This is a genomic window from Agrobacterium sp. CCNWLW155, from assembly GCF_036888815.1.
Classification (GTDB): Bacteria; Pseudomonadota; Alphaproteobacteria; order Rhizobiales; family Rhizobiaceae; genus Agrobacterium; species Agrobacterium radiobacter.
The window spans coordinates 488,242-505,494 of the sequence record NZ_JBAKFW010000002.1 but is presented as its reverse complement, the minus strand read 5'-3'; the positions used below and the strand labels follow the sequence as shown (position 1 = coordinate 505,494).

Genomic DNA, 17,253 nt, shown 5'->3' with positions numbered 1-17,253 from the left:
GGGTCCACTTTTCCTGGAAATGCTCTAAGCCGTTTGGCGGCACCACCGTCATCCTTGCTACCCTGCCCGTCTCTTCCACGTTTCCCGGCCGGATCACGCCATGTGATCCGCCCCATACTGACCCGACGTTAGGTGTTCAAACTTGTGCGAGGATGAAGGCGGGCATGATCGGCAAGCCTGCGCCCATTCATCCCCGCGCGCCCACGCCGGTCGAACCCGTTACTTGAAGAGCTGGAGGATATTTTCCGCGTTGGCATTGGCGATGGAGAGAGCCTGGATGCCGAGCTGCTGCTGCGTCTGCAGCGCTTTCAGCCTGGTCGATTCCTCGTTCATGTCGGCATCGACAAGACGGCCGATGCCCTTGTCGATAACATCCATAAGGCTGGAAACGAAGTTATCCTGCATGCTGATGCGGCTCTGCAGCGAACCCAGGCTGGAAGCCGTGCTGGTCATCGCCTCAAGCTGCCCGTCGACGAAGGACATCATCATGTCGATGGCGTCGGCATCGGTGTAGGTCGTGCCGCCGCCGGCAAAACCGCCCATGGCTGCGGCGACGACATCGAGATTACCGAGATTGAGGGTGGACACGGAAAAGCCGAGGGAACGATCGGCGGAAGCCGCCCCGCCGCTGAGGTCGTAAAACCAGTCGTTGCTGCTGGTGTCGCGATAGGCGGGAGAAACGGTGGTGCCACCGCTCGACGGATTTGTCGCCGTCACCTTCACCCATACGTTTTCGGCAAGGCGGAGATAATTGGCAGTCCCGTCGCTATAGACATTCGGATCCGTATTCGTATCCGCAGTCGCGGCATTCAGCGCGCCGATCTGCGCGTCACTGAGCTTCTCGACGACATGACCGGCGTTCGTCGCCTTACCCGCAGTCGTCGAGGTCTGAGTGACTTCATATTCCGTCTTGCTGACGAAAACGGCGTTCTTGTCGAGAATCCCGAGCTTTCCACCACTGAGGTCGAAAAGCACCGTACTGCCATCGAGCACATAATCAACGGTGGTAACGCCGACATTGCCTGCGCCCGTGCGGGTGAAGGATGCAACGACCTTTTTCGTGATCGATTCTTCAACCGGCGGCGTGCCACCGTTGCTGATGCTGGCCTGCAGCCAGTTTTCGCCCGAGAAGGAGGCCGATTCGGAGATGCTCTTCAGCTGTTCCTGAAGCTGCTTGATTTCATCCTGGATCTTGCCGCGGTCGGCGCCAACGCCGTAGGCGGCGACGAGCTTGGCCTTGATCTGCTTGACGACCTCGATCGTGCTTTCAAGCGCGTCGTAGGCGGTGTCGACCTTGGCGGCTCCCAGACCCAAAGCGTCCTGCACGGCCGAAAGCGCGTTATTGTCGGAGCGCATCGTCGTTGCAATGGACCAGTAGGCCGCGTTATCCGCCGCAGTCTCGACACGGTAGCCGGAAGACACGCGCGCCTGTGTTGTCTCGAGGCTCTTGTCGATCATGCGCAGGGTTTGCAGCGCGGCCATCGCCGCCGCATTGGTCAAAATGCTGGTCATGGGGTCCACCCAACTCAAAATTTAAGAAAAAATCCGGCGCTGTGCCGACAACGAGCAGAAGCATCATGCGAATCGGCAATGGCCTGAACCGACCACCGCGACCTGCTGTTCGTTAACAAATCGTTAATGCGATAGGTAACAAACAACAGGACTGATTTGCAAGGCGTTCCTGCCTTTCACAGCCGGGTTTCGCATAAACCGGCAGGCTTCAGGCAAGCTCTGGTCAAAACGCACCGGAACGAGGCCGTTGCGCCCGCGATTTCGGCGGGAGCAACGGACATGACGGCAATATTCAGGGATGATCCGGTTAAGCCGCTTCGCCCTGACGGGTGGGCACGAATCGGGCAGCCGTCAGGCTTTTCCGAAGAAACTCGGTGTTTTCGTCCGGGTTTTCGGAAGGGTTCTGAAACGAGACGTGATTGATCTCAACCGCTGCATGTTCGTTGGCGAGCGTCAACCGCGCATAGACCGTGGCGCCCTTTGGCTTAAGCTCGAGATCGAGGACGATCTCCGGCGCGCCTTCCCATTCGAGCTTGTATTCGCCGCCGGCGCCGAAATTGATCGTACCGGGATGATAATAAAGCTCAGCCGCCGACGAAACGAGGTCGGCGATACTGCTGTAGCACTCGAATCTGAGCAGCGAAATCAGGTCGGCCGGGTCTAACAATCGAAGTTCGGTGGCGATCGGGTTGATCGCCTCTGCGACGATCATTTCCCGCTGTTCGGAATAGGCGGATTTTTTCATTGGTTTTATTGAACCCGTATTTTCGATGACTTCATGGCGTAAACCCGATGAACGAGCTCAGCCACAGCCTTGTAAAAGACTGGTGGAATCACACTATCTACCGAGACTTGCGCAAACATGGAGCGTGCAAGCGGAGGGTCCTCAAAAACGGGGATATTGTTTTCTTCCGCAATCTCGCGGATTTTCAATGCGATAAGGTCCTGGCCCTTGGCCACGACAACAGGTGCGTCGCCTTCTTCGCGAACATAACGCAGCGCCACCGCAAAGTGTGTGGGGTTGGCGATGACAAGCGTTGCGCGCGGCACATTGTTGATCATGCGGCGGCGGGCACGGTCGCGGGCGATGGAACGCTGGCGGGATTTGACCACGGGGTCGCCCTGCGACTGCTTGTATTCTTCCTTCACCTCATGCTTCGTCATTTTCAACTGGCTGAACCAGTGATGGCGCGTCCACAGAACGTCGACGGCGGCAAGCAGCGCGGTGGAAAGCAGAATAACGACCATCATTTTTTTGACGATCTCGACCACCCGGACGAAAATGACCTGCGGATCGGAGAACATCAGATCGATGAGGCTGTAAAAATCGCCACGCAAAGCAAAGAACATGATGACCGAGACGATCATGATCTTGAATACGGATTTGCCGAATTCCACAAAACCCTGCTTGCTGTAGATGCGCGTGAAGCCCTTCGCCGGTGAGACGCGTGACCATTGCGGACGCACCCGCTCAAGCACCGGCGACGGCAGGTTCTGGAAAAACGACGAAGCAAGCCCGAAAACCATGAACATGATCATCGCCGGCATGAGCAGATAGGCGATCGACGTGCCGAGAAAATACAACAGCGACAGGGCATCCGGCCTGGTGCTGAGGTCCCACTGTTCGGGCTGGCCGAACAGGTCCTTCAATGTGACGCCAAGGCGACCGGCGCCATCGGGCAGGAAGAAGACCAGGTAACAATAAAAAGCGAGTGAGGAGGCAAAGATCGGCACTTCACGGGAAAAGGGAAGATTGCCCTTTTCCGCCGCATCGCGGAGTTTTTTCTCCGTCGGGGCTTCTGTTTTACTGTCCTTGTCCTGATCGTCTGCCAAGGCACGTTCCCGGGATCAAAAAAAAGGGCCCGCCGATCCCGGCAGGCCGTCATCCCGAAACTAGCGTCCGTGACCGGCCATCGCAATGGCCGGTTCCGCCGTAAGGGCGGGTTATCAACCGGCTTCCGCTTAAGCGGCGGCCGGTTGCTCCTCCGCAGAGGCTTCCTTCAGCTGGATCTGGCCGGAATTGGCCAGCCGGATCGCCTCCTGCGCCACCGCGCGGCGGGCAATCGCCACTTCGCGGGTGTTGATCGAGGCCTGCGGCACCGCGAGGTCCGATTCGATCATGCGGCGCTGGCGCGGGCTGATGCTGGAGAGCACACATTCCTTGATTTCCATCGTGGCGCCGCGCAGCGCCATCGTCATGACATCGGCCGAAACATCGTTGAGCAGCAGGACGCGGCTGCGCTGCGGCATGAACATGAGGTCGTCGAAGAGGAATATCTTCGGCTTGACCTTGTTTGCGGCTTCCTTGCTGAGCGTCTCGAGAGAGCTGAGCAGCGTATCGACCTGCGGCTTGTCCAGTTCGTTCATCAGATCCGCAACCTTCGTGGAACCGCCCGCATTGCGCTCGGCCTCGATTTCATTGATGAGATTGACCACACGCTTCTCGATGATCTGGGCAGCCGTCGGGCTGACTTCCTTCATGTTGACGGTACGGTTCATGATATCGGCGCGCTGCTCTTCCGGAATGGTGAGGAGAACCTTAGCGCCGAAGGAGGAAGGCAGCATGGAGAGAATATAAGCGATGGTCTGCGGATGTTCGCGCAGCAGGAACTTGCCGACGAATTCCGGCTCGGCTTCCTGCAGGCGGTCCCAGATCGATGCTTCATAGGCCTGGAAAGCCGCGCGGCGGCCGAGAAGGCTGTCCACCTCTTCAGGGGTCAGGCCCTCTTCGAGAATGCTCTCGATGGCCTTGGCATTGTCCATCAGACCCGTTCCTTCGGTGAACAGGTCCTCGAACTCGGCTACGATCTGTGCAAGCTCATCGGGAGGAATGACGCGCAGGGTCTGGGCCGAGGAAATGATCATCTGCAGTTCGTGCTGGGTGAAAAACTTCAGCAGCTTGCCGGCGACGCCCTTGCCCATGGCAAGAAGCACCGCGGCCGCCTTGTCGGCCTGAGACAACGGCTTGCCCGCAAGGGGGTTACCGAAATCCTCGAAGTCCATCATGGTCTTTCCTCTCCGTCCCCACAGGGATCAGGCTTTTCGCGTACTCAGTACTTCAATCAATTTTACGCCGAAGCGCGTATCGTCGTCTTCCAGAACCGTTATTTCACCGCGCGCAATACGGCGGCCATTCACCATGATCTCGACCGGCTCGCCGATCTTGCGATCAAGCGCGATGGTTGCGCCCTCTTCGAGGCTCATCAGCCCCGAAACGAGCATTCTGCTGGTGCCGAGAACGATCTGGACATCGATCGGGATGTCCATGATCATTTCCATGTTTTCGGACAAGCCGCTGCCGAGCGGCGCCTTCACGCCCGCAACCTGCGGGGCGGCGGCAAAATCGTCCATCGCAAAGTCGGCCGCTCCGCCACCAAAGGCGGAAAGGTCGGTTTCGGTCGAAACCTCGTCCGTGCTTCCGAAATCGCCGAAGTCGCCAAAATCGGAGAGCGAGCCTTCCGCATCCGTCTTGAGGACGCCACGCAGATCGCCGATAGCCTGGTCGAGGTCGCCGCCGTCTTCAAACGACGGCAACGCCGCATCATCGGTCACAGGTGTTTTCTTCGTAGCCATGCGCTGATTATTCCCTTTGAAACTTGCGTCAGCCTGCCCAGAACCCGAAAGGCCGGGCAGGATTTAACCCATCAAATGTCGTAAGATCTCGTCGTCCGTGCTGACATTGTTCTTCACCCGAACCATGTAGCGGTCGCCGGACTTGCCGAATTCGCAATTATAGAGCTTGGAACCGTTGGCGCTGACCTCGACGCCGATATCGTCCTGCTTCAGAGCCTGGAACGGAATGACATCACCGGCCACCAGCTTGGAAATTGTCCTGAGCGTCAGCGTTTCGAGCTTGATGCGCGCCTCGAGCGTGACCTGCGATCGCTTCACCTGCTCGGAAATCATCTCCATCCATTCCTCCTGCTTCTTCAGCGCCTGGGCCGAAGCCTTGGGAGCGACGATGGAGGTTCTGAGCAGGGGACGCTGCGGCACGATGAGGGTAAATTCCGACGAGACCTTGCCGATATCGATCTTCATGCGGAGGGTCACGCCGTAAAGACCGGCGATCATTTCCTCGAAGGCGCTCTTGCCGTTGGAATTGAAGGGCGGCTCGATGGCCGCCTCAAAACCGCCGGGCGCGTTGACACCGGAGCGCAGGACACCGGCGATGCGGCCAAGAACCATGGCCGCAAGGTCGAGCTCGATATGGGACAGGCTGCGCTCGTCCGGTTCGCCGATCATGTCCGGCGACGCGCCCAGCATGCGCTCCATGAGCGCGATGACGAAGCCGTTGCCGACAGTCATCATGAAATTGGGGCACCAGTTGCGCAGGGAACAATCGGCAACCGCGACATTGCTCCCAACATTGGCGATGAGATCGGTCATCAGGCCCGATTCGGAGCTGACATATTCCACATCGATCGCGATGCCGGTCTCGCTGTGGAAGATGTCCGGCAGGAATTCGCTGTAGAGATGGCCGATATCGGAACCGATCTTGGCGATCGTCTTGCGGTCAGACAGCCCTCCCGTCAATTTTGCGAGAAGGGCGGTGTCGATGGCGGGTGCTTGTTGCGCTGCAGCTTTTGCCATCGTCATGCCGCCTTGTTTTCGCCGCCGGGGTTCATCATCTCCTGTTCGACGGCGTCAATGGACGGCCGCTCGTAGTTGGAGATGGTCTTGCGGCCGTATTCGAGCGCGACCTGCGGCACCGAGCCGTTCATGTAAGCGATCAGCGTCTGCTTGACGATGATGTAGAGGCGGTGCTGCTTGGTGCGGACGATCTTGACCTGCGAAGCGAGCGGGTTGCAGATCGAATAGGACAGGATGATGCCGAGCATGGTGCCGACGAGTGCGGCGCCGATCAGGCCGCCGAGCACTTCAGGCGATTCGTTGATCTTGCCCATGGCCTTGATGACGCCGAGAACCGCCGCGACGATACCGATGGCGGGGAAGGAATCGCCCATGGTGGTGATCGCGTGATAGGGCTTCAGCTTGTCATGCAAGATGGTTTCGATTTCTTCATCCATCAGCGCCTCGATTTCGTGGCTGCGGGCATTGCCGATGATGATGAGACGGACATAGTCACAGATGAACGAGGTCAGTTCCTTGTTCTTCAGGACCGACGGCGCGCTCTGGAAGATCGAGGATTCCTCGGGATTGTCGATATGGGCCTCGATCTCGTTGCGCGATTTCGTGCGCAGATCGCGCATCAGCGAATAAAGCACGCCGAGCACGTCGAGATAGTTTCGCTCCTTCGGGACCGAATGCTTGAAGGCCTCGCCGAGCGCCTTGCCCGAATCCTTCACGACCTTCATGGGGTTTGCCATGATGAAGCCGCCGAGGCCGGCGCCGCCAATGATCATCAATTCGAACGGCTGAACCAGCACGTCCAGATGACCGCCCATCGCCATATAGCCGCCGATGATGCAGCCGAAGGTGATTATAAGTCCAATTACAATATTCATTGATCGACCACGCCCGAACAGTGTTCCATGCCGCCATGTCTAGAAAATGTGGCTTGCGTGAACCTGTCCGCAAAGCCTCCCCATGCTCCCGCCTCCAGCCAGTTTCGCACAAGCAAGCCACGGCAATATGCCGGCAAAGGCGGACGTGCGCCTTGAGATCGGGATCAAACGAGAGCGGCGGTTCAGTGACTTCCACCTATACCAGCTACAGACTGATCAGTCAGGATATCGGCAAATCGCTTGAGCGGGTGTCGAAGCAGCCCGACGTGGCGCGCGAGACCGAATATTACCGTGCAAAGATCGGCGATGTGAAATCCATCGACGACTTCATGGCCGATACGCGCCTTTATAATTACGCCCTGAAAGCCCACGGGCTCGAGGATATGGCCTATGCGAAGGCCTTCATCCGCAAGGTGCTGACGGAAGGCGCCTCGGACAAGAACGCCTTCGCCAACAAGCTTTCCGACAACCGGTATGCAGAGCTTGCAAAGTCCCTGGATTTCGCAGGCCTGGGTGCGGCAGCGACCTCCACCGAGGCAGCCAAATCAGGTGTCGTCAGTAAATACACGCGCCAGACGCTGGAACAGGAAGCGGGCGACGACAATAACGGCGTCCGGCTTGCCCTTTATTTCGAGCGCAAGGCGCCGACAATAAAATCCGGCCTCGATTTCCTCGCCGACGACGCGCTTGCGCAGGTATTCCGCACAACGTTCAACCTGCCCGACGCATTTGCGGCGGCCGATGTCGACAAGCAGGCCGCGCTCATCGAAAAAAGCATCGATATCAAGGATCTGCAGGATCCTGAAAAGGTCGGCAAGCTGCTCGAGCGTTTCACCATCATGTGGGAAATGCAAAATCCCTCTACGACCTATGACCCCTTGGCCGTTTTCGGCTCCTCCAGCGGCTACGGCATTTCCCCCGACCTGCTGATCTCCATCAACTCCCTGAAACTCGGAGGCAAATGATATGCAATCCGGACTATACGTCGCCCTGTCCTCGCAGATCGCGCTGGAGCGCCGTCTTACCACCATTTCCGACAATATGGCGAATGTGAACACGGTCGGCTTCCGCGGCTCCGAAGTGAAATTCGATGAGATGGTCGCCAAGAACCACAATGACATGAACGCCAGGGTGGCTTTCGTTTCCCAGGGCAACGACTATCTCTCCACTCGTCAGGGTGCATTCGAGCAGACCGGCAATTCCTTCGATTTCGCCATCAAGGGCGATGCCTGGTTCTCGCTGGATACGCCTGATGGTCAGATCCTGACCCGCGACGGCCGTTTCACCATGCGTCCGGACGGCGCGCTCATCTCCTCGAGCGGTTATCCCGTTCTCGATGCCGGCGGCGGCCCGATCCAGCTCAATCCGAATGGCGGTCCTATCACCGTCGGTCTCGACGGAGCTATCCGCCAGAACGAGAACATCGTCGCCACGCTCGGCATCTACCAGGCGGATTTTTCGCAAGGCTTCCTGCGTCATCCCAATAGCGGCGTGAAGCCGGTGGCGCAGCCGGTTCCGGTCGTCAACAATCATGAAGTCGGCGTCGTTCAGGGTTACCTCGAGCAGTCGAATGTCAACGGCATTTCCCAGATGACGCAGCTCATCCAGGTCAACCGCGCCTTTGAAAGCATCTCCTCGCTGATGCGGGACACCGAATCGACCTTCGGCGAGGGCATCAAGACGCTTGGCGGCGCGCGTTGAGGAACTGAGTGATGACAATGCCGGAATCCATGCTCTCGGCTGGGGCCATTTCACCGAAGCTCGCGCAGCTGGCGAGCCTTGCCGGGCATTATGCCGATCCGGAGTTCTCGGTGGCGCATGGCGGTCATGTCCGCACCATCGCCGCCGGGCACTATACGGTTTCCGGCCTGTCGCGGCATGTGCGGCTTGGGGAATTTGTCGCCCATCGCAGTGCGACCGGCATTCATCTCGGCGAAGTCGTGCGCGTGGAACCGGACATCTGCTATGTCTGCCCCATCGAACCCGGCGAGCCGATCGGCATTCACGACACCGTCATCCGCAAGGGCGCCTTCCGCGTCTCGCCCGACGACAGCTGGTGCGGACGCACCATCAATGCGCTCGGCGAGCCGATCGACGGCCAGGGGCCGCTTGCCGCCGGCATTGAGCGACGTTCGATTTCCAACAATGCGCCACCCTCGATGACGCGCAAAAGGGTGGAGACGCCCTTCAAGACGGGTGTCCGGGCAATCGATATCTTTTCGCCGCTTTGCCTCGGCCAGCGCCTCGGCATTTTCGCGGGTTCCGGCGTCGGTAAATCCACGCTGCTGTCCATGCTCGCCAAGGCAGACGCCTTCGACAAGGTGGTGATTGCGCTTGTCGGCGAACGTGGCCGCGAAGTGCGCGAATTCATCGAAGACACGATGGGCGAGAATATGAGCAAGTCCATCGCCGTCGTCGCGACGAGCGATGAAAGCCCGATGCTGCGCAAGATGGCGCCGCTTTCCGCCGTTACCATCGCCGAGCATTTCCGCGATCAGGGCGACAATGTCCTTCTCATCATCGACAGCGTGACGCGATTTGCCCATGCGATCCGCGAAGTGGCGGTCGCTTCGGGCGAGCCGCCGGTGGCGCGCGGCTATCCCGCCTCGGTCTTTACCGAACTGCCGCGACTGCTGGAACGGGCGGGACCGGGCGCGGAAGGCACCGGCACCATCACCGCCATCGTCTCCATTCTGGTGGATGGCGACAATCATAACGATCCGATTGCCGATTCGACCCGCGGTATTCTCGACGGCCATATCGTGCTGGACCGCAGCCTTGCGGAAGAAGGCCGTTATCCGCCGATCAATCCCCTCGCCTCGATCTCCCGTCTCGCCAAGAAGGCTTGGACGCCGGATCAGGAAAAGCTGGTGTCACGCCTCAAGGCGCTGGTGCACCGCTTCGAGGAAACGCGGGATCTTCGCCTTATCGGCGGTTATCGGCCCGGCACCGACCCCGATCTCGACATGGCGGTGAAGCAGGTCCCGATCATCTATGAAACGCTGAAACAGCTGCCGAGCGAACCGGCAGCGCAAGACGCCTATGCCGACCTGGCGACCGCGCTGCGCGGGGGAGCACAGAATGGCCAGCCCCAGGTAAACCCGAGAGTGAGAGGCTGACCCGTGAACAAGCGGAATGACAATAGCCATGATGAAGACGTGCTGCCCAAGCCTGTTTTCTTTACGCCTGACCGTATTCTCGCATGGACGGGCATCGGACTTGCCGCTGCAGCAGCCTTTTTCCCATGGTACGTGTTCTTCAACGAAGACAAATTCGGCATGAAAGTGGCGGGCGGCGACCGCACCCGCGATCTGCCCCATACCGGCCCGCGGGAAGTCTTCAGCGTTTCGCCGATGGCCATGACCAACCGCAACAAGGAAGACACCCCGCCGCCGGCGGAGCTGCCCGACATGCTGACGACGGCAACCGTCAACGCGGGCGGCAAGGAAAAACAGAACAATCTGGCAGCCGGGATCGAGGACCAGCCCTTCCCCGGCCAGACATCCTTCCGTCTGCTGCATGTTTCCAATGGCCGCGCCCTGATCGAGGACGGTTCGGGCATGTACATGGTGCGAGTCGGTTCGACCCTGCCGGACAATGCATTGCTGACAAAGATCGAGCAGCGCAACGGCGAGTGGCTGATAGAGACCTCCTCCGGCAAGACCTACCACCCCGAAAAATAACGGTTTTTCTCTCAACGGAAGGGCGCGCCGCATCTGCCGGCGCGCCTTTTTTGTTTTGTGCATGCCGCCTGCGCACGCCCCTTTCTCCGTCGTTATGCAGCGCCATCCCTCCCCGCAAGTCTGACGCAAGATTAGCCCCGTAGGTTCGGGCCATACGAGATGGAGAAGTCTATGCAACCGATTCAACTGTTCGAACTGGCATCCCGCCAAGCGGAATGGCTGAGCGTGCGGCAGGAAGTCGTGGCGACCAACATCGCCAACGCCAACACACCCAAGTTCCACGCCAAGGATGTCAACCCCTTCGAAGCGGTCATGCAGGCCACCAGCCAGCAGGTCGGTATGGCGAAGACTCATCCCGCCCATTTCGGGGCGAGCGAGCTCAGCGAAAATATCGCGGTGCGCGACAACCCGATCAATAACGAGATCGGCATGCAGGAGTCCGGCAATTCGGTCGCGCTTGCTGAAGAAATGACCAAGACCGGCGAGATCAAGCGGCAGTACGACCTGAACGCCAATCTCGTCAAATCCTTCCATCGCATGATGCTGATGACGGTAAAGAGGTAATCCATGGATCCCTTGAGTGCGGCGAGCAAAATCGCCGGCAGCGGTCTCGAAGTGCAGTCCACACGCCTGCGCATTGTTTCGGAAAACATTGCCAACGCCAGATCCACCGGCGACACCCCCGGCGCCGACCCCTATCGCCGCAAGACCGTCACCTTCGGCTCCGAGCTCGACCGTGTCAGCGGTGTGGAGCGCGTGACGGTGAAGAAGCTCGGCGTGGACCGTGGTGATTTCGTCAACGAATACGATCCCGGCAATCCGGCCGCCGATAGCAACGGCATGGTGAAGATGCCGAACGTCAATATCCTGATCGAAATGGCTGACATGCGCGAAGCCAACCGCAGCTACGACGCCAATCTTCAGGTCATCCGCCAGACACGCGACCTCGTCGCCTCCACAATCGACCTTCTGAAGGCATCGCAATGATCGACGGTATCAAGCAAGTCAGTTCCCTCTCGCTTACCCGCGGCGCAAGCGGCGTCTCCTCGCTGACGGAAAGCCTTTTCGGCGATCAGCAGCAGACGACGCCCGCGCAGCAGACGGGCGCAAGCTTCGCCAGCGTTCTCGGCAACGTCTCGATTGATGCGATGAACAATCTGAAGAAGGCGGAAGTCGCTTCCTTCGAAGGCATTCAGGGCAAGGCGAATACGCGTGAAGTGGTCGATGCCATGCTTTCGGCCGAACAGTCACTGCAAACCGCCATCGCGCTCCGAGACAAGATCGTGTCGGCCTATCTCGACATTACCAAGATGCAGATCTAGCCCAGCAGGAATATTGACATGAGAGCTCTTGCCATCGCTGCCACCGGTATGGACGCCCAGCAGACCAATCTGGAAGTCATTGCCAACAACATCGCCAACATCAACACCACCGGCTACAAGCGCGCGCGTGCGGAGTTCACCGATCTTCTCTACCAGACCGAGCGCATGCAGGGCGTGCCGAACCGCGCCAATCAGGCGATCGTGCCCGAAGGCGCCAATATCGGCCTCGGCGTACAGACCTCGGCGGTGCGTAACATCCACACCCAGGGTAACCTGATCGAGACCGGCAACAAGCTGGACGTTGCGATCATCGGTCAGGGCTGGTTCCAGATCGAAGCAGCTGACGGTTCGACGCTCTACAGCCGCGCCGGCGCCTTCAACAAGAATGCCGATGGCAATCTGGTGACGGTCGATGGCTACAACGTCATTCCCAACATCAATATCCCGACCGACGCGCAGGACATCACCGTTACCCGCACGGGTCAGGTGACGGCCCGTATCGGCAACGCCGCCGACTTCACCGAGCTTGGCCAGCTGACCATTGCCAACTTCGCCAACGAAGCTGGCCTGAAGCCGCTCGGCGACAACCTCTTTGCCCAGACGCCGGCATCCGGCGACGCTGTCATCGGCGTGCCTGACGATCCGAGCTACGGCTACATCAAGCAATCCTACCTCGAAGGCTCGAACGTCGATGCCGTCAAGGAAATCACCGACCTGATCACGGCGCAGCGCGCTTATGAGATGAATTCCAAGGTCATCACCACCGCTGACGAAATGGCTTCGATTGTCAGCAAGAACCTGAAGTAAGAACGGAAAGGCAGGCGAACATGAGGTTTGTCCGGAACAATAGCAGCTGCAGAACGGCGCTCGTCCGTATGTGCCTGGCGTCTGCCTTTTCACTGGGGGCTCTGGCCCCCGCGCTTGCTCAGGCGCCGATGGCGCTGGTTCCGACGCGCACCATCTATCCGGGCGAGACGATCACGCCTGAACAGGTGAAGCCGGTGGAAGTGACCAATCCCAATATTTCCTCGGGTTATGCGAGCGACATCAGCGAAGTGGAAGGCATGATCTCCAAGCAGACCCTGCTTCCCGGCCGCACGATCCCCGTTGCCGCCTTGCGCGAACCGTCGCTCGTCACGCGCGGCACCAGCGTCAAACTCGTCTTCACAATCGGCAACATGACGCTGATGGCTTCGGGAACGCCAATGACCGACGGCTCGCTCGGCGAAGTCGTGCGGGTACGCAACATCGATTCCGGCGTGATGGTCAGCGGCACGGTCATGAAGGACGGAACCATTCAGGTGATGGCGAAATGAGAGTGATTCGTATCCTGGCCGCGGCCATCCTGTTTTCGGCCCAGCCTTTCCTCTCCCTCCCCGCAGCCCATGCGGATACATCCCGCATCAAGGATATCGCATCGCTGCAGGCGGGGCGCGACAACCAGCTGATCGGTTATGGTCTCGTGGTCGGCCTGCAGGGCACGGGCGACAGCCTGCGCTCCTCGCCGTTTACCGAGCAATCCATGCGCGCAATGCTGCAGAACCTCGGCATCACCACACAGGGCGGTCAGTCGAACGCCAAGAACATCGCCGCTGTCATGGTGACGGCCAACCTGCCGCCCTTCGCCAGCCCCGGCAGCCGTGTCGACGTGACGGTCAGCTCGCTGGGCGATGCCACCTCACTTCGTGGCGGTACACTGATCATGACCTCGCTTTCCGGCGCGGACGGACAGATTTACGCGGTCGCCCAGGGAGCGCTGATCGTCAACGGCTTTTCCGCCCAGGGTGACGCTGCAACGCTGACGCAGGGCGTCACGACTTCGGCACGCGTGCCGAACGGCGCGATCATCGAGCGCGAGCTGCCGTCCAAATTCAAGGATTCGGTCAATCTGGTCCTTCAGCTGCGCAATCCCGATTTTTCGACCGCGGTGCGCGTAGCCGATGTCGTCAACGCTTTTGCCCGCGCCCGTTACGGCGATCCGATCGCCGAGCCGCGCGATTCGCAGGAAATCGCGGTGCAGAAGCCCCGCGTGGCTGATCTCACCCGGCTGATGGCGGAAATCGAAAACCTGACGGTGGAGACGGATACGCCGGCCAAGGTCGTGATCAACGAACGCACCGGCACGATCGTCATCGGTGCTGATGTGCGCATTTCCCGCGTGGCAGTGAGCTATGGCACGCTGACCGTGCAGGTGACGGAATCGCCGCAGGTCATCCAGCCCGCACCCTTCTCGCGCGGTCAGACGGCGGTGCAGCCGCAGACGGATATCATGGCAATGCAGGAAGGCAGCAAGGTCGCCATCGTCGAAGGTCCTGATCTTCGCACGCTGGTTGCCGGTCTCAACAGCATCGGGCTCAAGGCGGATGGTATCATCGCCATTCTGCAAGGCATCAAATCCGCCGGCGCCCTTCAAGCGGAGCTTGTGCTGCAATGATGGACAATCAGAAGAAAAACGCTTTCCCGAATGGCCTTGTCCGCTTCGCGGCTGTCGCCTCGCTGCTTTTCCTGCTTCCCGCTGCTGGCGCCGAGAGCCAACAGAACGTGGTGTCGGAACTCAGCACGCAGGATGAAATCCAGAAATTCTGCACCAACATCGCCGATGCCGCCCGCGACCAGCGTTATCTCATGCAGAAGCAGGAGCTGGAAAAGCTGCAGTCCGACGTCAATGAGCGCATTGCCGTGCTGGAAGACCGCAAGGCGGAATATGAGGACTGGCTGGCGCGCCGCGAGCATTTCCTCAATCAGGCGAAAAGCAATCTCGTCGACATCTACAAGACGATGAAGGCCGATGCCGCCGCACCGCAGCTTGAGAAGATGCATGTGGAGATTGCGGCCGCCATCATCATGCAGCTGCCGCCGCGCCAATCGGGTCTCATTCTCAGTGAGATGGATGCGCAGAAAGCCGCCACTGTCGCCGGCATCATGTCGCAGGCAACCGATAAAAACACTTCGAAGGATCCTTCATGAGCACGCGTCGTCTTCCGGCCCTCCTCCTGCCGCTCGCTCTGCTTGCCGGCTGCCAGAACAACCAGACCCTGAAGGAAATCGGCAACGCCCCTGCGATGAGCCCGATCGGCAGCGGCCTGCAATTCAGCCAGACGCCGCAGATGGGCATGTATCCCAAGCAGCCGAAGCACATGGCCAGCGGCTATTCGCTGTGGAGCGACAGCCAGGGGGCGCTGTTCAAGGATCTGCGCGCGCTCAACATCGGCGACATCCTGACCGTCAACATCCAGATCAACGACAAGGCCGATTTCGACAACGAGACCGAGCGCAACCGTACAAATGCCAGCGGCCTGAACTGGAAGGCCAAGGCCGAAATCTTCGGCTGGACCCCGGAAGCGGACTCGAGCATCAAATACGGCTCCGACACCGACACCCAGGCGAAGGGCAAGACCAAGCGTTCGGAAAAGCTGACGCTGCTGGTGGCCGCCGTGGTGACCGGCATTCTGGAAAACGGCAATCTCATCATCAGCGGCTCGCAGGAAGTGCGCGTGAACCACGAAATCCGCATCCTCAACGTCGGCGGTATCGTCCGTCCGCAGGATGTCGATGCACAGAACATCATCTCCTACGAGCGCATCGCCGAAGCACGCATCTCCTATGGCGGTCGCGGACGTCTGACGGAAGTGCAGCAGCCCCCGGTCGGGCAGCAGGTCGTCGACCTGTTCTCGCCGCTCTGACGCCGGTACACGGGAACGGACTGACCCATGGAAAACGAACAGGTAGAGGGCAAGAAAAAATCCTCCCCTCTGGTCATGACCATCGCAGGCGTTGCGATCCTCACCCTGCTCGGTGCGGGGGGCGGCTGGCTCGTGGGTGGCATGATCGCGCCGAAGATCGCCGGCGCGGAGGCGCATGCGCCGGCTGCTGCCGGCGGACACGGTGAGAAAAAGGAAGAGGGCGTCGAGAAAATCTCGGCCGAGGCGAACGGCATCGTCCAGCTCGATCCCATCACCACCAACCTCGCCTATCCCTCGACGAACTGGGTGCGGCTGGAAGTGGCGCTGATGTTCAAGGGACCGGTCGAGGTGGGTCTGGCGGAAGATATCCACCAGGACATCATGGCCTATATCCGCACTGTTTCCCTTCAGCAGCTGGAAGGGCCGCGCGGCTTTCAATATCTTAAGGATGACATTCAGGAACGAGTTGACCTGCGCTCTCAAGGGCGCGTATCCAAGGTCATGTTCCGGACCTTTGTCATCGAATGATTCGATTTCTTGTAACCATCGCCGTCCTCCTTGCTTTGCCGGGCCTTGCCAATGCCCAGCAATTTCCGTCCGATCTGTTCAACACGCAGATAGACGGCTCTGTTGCGGCATGGATCATCCGCACCTTCGGTCTTCTGACGGTTCTCTCCGTCGCACCGGGCATCCTGATCATGGTCACGAGCTTTCCGCGCTTCGTGATCGCCTTCTCGATCCTGCGGTCCGGCATGGGGCTTGCCTCGACCCCTTCCAACATGATCCTGCTGTCGATGGCGATGTTCATGACCTTCTATGTCATGTCGCCCACCTTCGACAAAGCCTGGACCGACGGCGTGCAGCCGCTGCTGCAGAACCAGATCAACGAGCAGCAGGCCGTAGAGCGCATCGCCGAACCCTTCCGCACCTTCATGAACGCCAATACGCGTGACAAGGATCTGAAACTGTTCGTTGACATTGCCCGCGAGCGCGGACAGGAAGTCATGACCAACAACGTCGTCGACTATCGAGTGCTCGTTCCGGCCTTCATGCTGTCGGAAATCCGGCGCGGTTTCGAGATCGGTTTCCTCATCATCCTGCCGTTTCTGGTCATCGATCTCATCGTCGCCACCATCACCATGGCCATGGGCATGATGATGCTGCCGCCCACCTCCATTTCCCTGCCGTTCAAGATCCTGTTCTTCGTGCTGATCGACGGCTGGAACCTGCTCGTCGGCAGTCTCGTCAGATCGTTCAACTGACGGGCATTCGTGCCGGATTGACACCCGTTAACCCTGTTTTTTAACCCCGCGCGCCCAAGGCCGCGGGGTTTGCGCGTTTTAACGCTTTGATTACCAGTTTTTCTGGCGACTTGGTAACTATCTTTCTAAATAGAAAAATTACCATTTAAATAAATCGAAAACTAACCATAAGTATCTTCCAATATTTCTTAGCGCTCAAATTAATAATTGTGCAATTTTTCGCTGCGAATTTCTTTTTACACGCAGCGGGTTTGGTTTCTGAAACTAAGTATTTCCGAACCGAGTGGCATGAAGCCGAAACGTTGCGACCGGTAATACCAAACCCG

At 59.2% G+C, this 17,253-nt stretch carries 20 protein-coding genes and 1 pseudogene; 14 read left to right on the top strand and 7 right to left on the bottom strand.

Annotation, left to right across the window (positions count from 1 at the left end):
- Window positions 1-219 precede the first annotated feature (219 nt).
- The 7 genes from V6S97_RS11030 to motA form a co-directional block, all read right to left on the bottom strand.
- A complete protein-coding gene (locus V6S97_RS11030) occupies window positions 220-1,512 on the bottom strand; it encodes a flagellin N-terminal helical domain-containing protein (protein ID WP_112978357.1) in 1,293 nt (430 codons plus the stop codon).
- 307 nt (window positions 1,513-1,819) lie between these two features.
- Complete coding sequence (locus V6S97_RS11025) at window positions 1,820-2,257, bottom strand: hypothetical protein (protein ID WP_003503394.1); 438 nt, start codon at window positions 2,255-2,257, stop codon at window positions 1,820-1,822.
- Between the two features lie 5 nt (window positions 2,258-2,262).
- Window positions 2,263-3,345, bottom strand: a complete 1,083-nt coding sequence (gene flhB / locus V6S97_RS11020; protein ID WP_003503396.1) for a flagellar biosynthesis protein FlhB — start codon at window positions 3,343-3,345, stop codon at window positions 2,263-2,265.
- A gap of 129 nt (window positions 3,346-3,474) precedes the next feature.
- The gene (gene fliG, locus V6S97_RS11015; RefSeq protein WP_003503398.1) at window positions 3,475-4,518 is read right to left on the bottom strand and encodes a flagellar motor switch protein FliG; all 1,044 of its coding nucleotides are present in this window, start codon (window positions 4,516-4,518) and stop codon (window positions 3,475-3,477) included.
- A 27-nt stretch (window positions 4,519-4,545) separates the two neighbouring features.
- Window positions 4,546-5,085, bottom strand: a complete 540-nt coding sequence (gene fliN, locus V6S97_RS11010) for a flagellar motor switch protein FliN (RefSeq protein WP_003503403.1) — start codon at window positions 5,083-5,085, stop codon at window positions 4,546-4,548.
- A 63-nt stretch (window positions 5,086-5,148) separates the two neighbouring features.
- Entirely contained in the window at window positions 5,149-6,108 is a 960-nt protein-coding gene (locus V6S97_RS11005; protein WP_003503405.1) for a FliM/FliN family flagellar motor switch protein, read from the bottom strand.
- Window positions 6,105-6,977, bottom strand: a complete 873-nt coding sequence (motA, locus tag V6S97_RS11000) for a flagellar motor stator protein MotA (RefSeq protein WP_003503407.1) — start codon at window positions 6,975-6,977, stop codon at window positions 6,105-6,107. Before motA ends, V6S97_RS11005 begins: the two co-directional genes overlap by 4 nt.
- Window positions 6,978-7,162: 185 nt before the next feature.
- Here motA and V6S97_RS10995 point away from each other — a divergent pair, with 185 nt between their 5' ends.
- The 14 genes and pseudogenes from V6S97_RS10995 (at window position 7,163) to fliP (ending at window position 16,927) form a co-directional block, all read left to right on the top strand.
- On the top strand, window positions 7,163-7,942 hold the full coding sequence (locus tag V6S97_RS10995; protein ID WP_060722896.1) for a DUF1217 domain-containing protein: 780 nt from the start codon (window positions 7,163-7,165) through the stop codon (window positions 7,940-7,942).
- Between the two features lies 1 nt (window position 7,943).
- The gene (flgF, locus tag V6S97_RS10990; protein ID WP_003503411.1) at window positions 7,944-8,678 is read left to right on the top strand and encodes a flagellar basal-body rod protein FlgF; all 735 of its coding nucleotides are present in this window, start codon (window positions 7,944-7,946) and stop codon (window positions 8,676-8,678) included.
- 11 nt (window positions 8,679-8,689) lie between these two features.
- A complete protein-coding gene (fliI, locus tag V6S97_RS10985) occupies window positions 8,690-10,096 on the top strand; it encodes a flagellar protein export ATPase FliI (RefSeq protein WP_003503412.1) in 1,407 nt (468 codons plus the stop codon).
- 3 nt (window positions 10,097-10,099) lie between these two features.
- On the top strand, window positions 10,100-10,660 hold the full coding sequence (locus V6S97_RS10980; protein WP_003503413.1) for a hypothetical protein: 561 nt from the start codon (window positions 10,100-10,102) through the stop codon (window positions 10,658-10,660).
- Window positions 10,661-10,831: 171 nt separating this feature from the next.
- On the top strand, window positions 10,832-11,224 hold the full coding sequence (gene flgB / locus V6S97_RS10975; RefSeq protein WP_003503414.1) for a flagellar basal body rod protein FlgB: 393 nt from the start codon (window positions 10,832-10,834) through the stop codon (window positions 11,222-11,224).
- A 3-nt stretch (window positions 11,225-11,227) separates the two neighbouring features.
- Complete coding sequence (flgC, locus tag V6S97_RS10970) at window positions 11,228-11,647, top strand: flagellar basal body rod protein FlgC (RefSeq protein ID WP_003503422.1); 420 nt, start codon at window positions 11,228-11,230, stop codon at window positions 11,645-11,647.
- Window positions 11,644-11,982, top strand: coding sequence for a flagellar hook-basal body complex protein FliE (locus V6S97_RS10965; protein WP_003503424.1), 339 nt, complete (start codon window positions 11,644-11,646; stop codon window positions 11,980-11,982). Before flgC ends, V6S97_RS10965 begins: the two co-directional genes overlap by 4 nt.
- Window positions 11,983-12,000: 18 nt before the next feature.
- Complete coding sequence (gene flgG / locus V6S97_RS10960) at window positions 12,001-12,789, top strand: flagellar basal-body rod protein FlgG (RefSeq protein WP_003503427.1); 789 nt, start codon at window positions 12,001-12,003, stop codon at window positions 12,787-12,789.
- Window positions 12,790-12,809: 20 nt separating this feature from the next.
- Window positions 12,810-13,298, top strand: a complete 489-nt coding sequence (flgA, locus tag V6S97_RS10955; protein ID WP_020811270.1) for a flagellar basal body P-ring formation chaperone FlgA — start codon at window positions 12,810-12,812, stop codon at window positions 13,296-13,298.
- A 65-nt stretch (window positions 13,299-13,363) separates the two neighbouring features.
- Window positions 13,364-14,416, top strand: a pseudogene (locus V6S97_RS10950) (flagellar basal body P-ring protein FlgI); the annotation flags it as partial.
- A complete protein-coding gene (locus V6S97_RS10945) occupies window positions 14,413-14,949 on the top strand; it encodes a MotE family protein (protein ID WP_003503433.1) in 537 nt (178 codons plus the stop codon). The pseudogene V6S97_RS10950 and the gene V6S97_RS10945, both read left to right, overlap by 4 nt.
- On the top strand, window positions 14,946-15,665 hold the full coding sequence (flgH, locus tag V6S97_RS10940; RefSeq protein ID WP_003503434.1) for a flagellar basal body L-ring protein FlgH: 720 nt from the start codon (window positions 14,946-14,948) through the stop codon (window positions 15,663-15,665). Before V6S97_RS10945 ends, flgH begins: the two co-directional genes overlap by 4 nt.
- 27 nt (window positions 15,666-15,692) lie before the next feature.
- Window positions 15,693-16,193, top strand: coding sequence for a flagellar basal body-associated FliL family protein (locus V6S97_RS10935; protein ID WP_003503435.1), 501 nt, complete (start codon window positions 15,693-15,695; stop codon window positions 16,191-16,193).
- Window positions 16,190-16,927, top strand: a complete 738-nt coding sequence (gene fliP / locus V6S97_RS10930) for a flagellar type III secretion system pore protein FliP (RefSeq protein WP_003493833.1) — start codon at window positions 16,190-16,192, stop codon at window positions 16,925-16,927. Before V6S97_RS10935 ends, fliP begins: the two co-directional genes overlap by 4 nt.
- The last annotated feature ends 326 nt before the right edge of the window (window positions 16,928-17,253 follow it).